General features: G+C 48.2%; 1 protein-coding gene. It reads left to right on the top strand.

Annotation, left to right across the window (positions count from 1 at the left end; genetic code table 11):
• Window positions 1–7 precede the first annotated feature (7 nt).
• Window positions 8–172 (top strand): hypothetical protein, encoded by a 165-nt coding sequence (locus tag P8629_RS12930; protein WP_442908713.1) that lies wholly within the window; start codon window positions 8–10, stop codon window positions 170–172.
• Window positions 173–255: the final 83 nt, after the last annotated feature.

Here is a 255-nt window from a genome sequence, read left to right as displayed (position 1 = left end):
GGTTTTCATCGCGGCATTGAACGTCTGTCACGAACTTGCTCAAGAACGGTTGAAAACCCGTGACTATGCGTCCAATATGGAACAACGCATACGGATGCTGCAGCAGACCATTGAACAAGCGCTGCTTGAGCAAGGTCGCATCTCTGAACGTCAGGATGCACAATTCGAATAACTTAAGTTGTTGAAATCAAAGTTTCAGCAACGAGTACAAAATTTCTCTGAGATGTTCGCCAGCGGGCCAGTCCCCTGAGCCGA

The sequence above is a fragment of the Hydrogenovibrio sp. 3SP14C1 genome (assembly GCF_029625905.1).
GTDB lineage: Bacteria > Pseudomonadota > Gammaproteobacteria > Thiomicrospirales > Thiomicrospiraceae > Hydrogenovibrio.
This window is presented reverse-complemented; position numbering and strand designations above follow the sequence as displayed.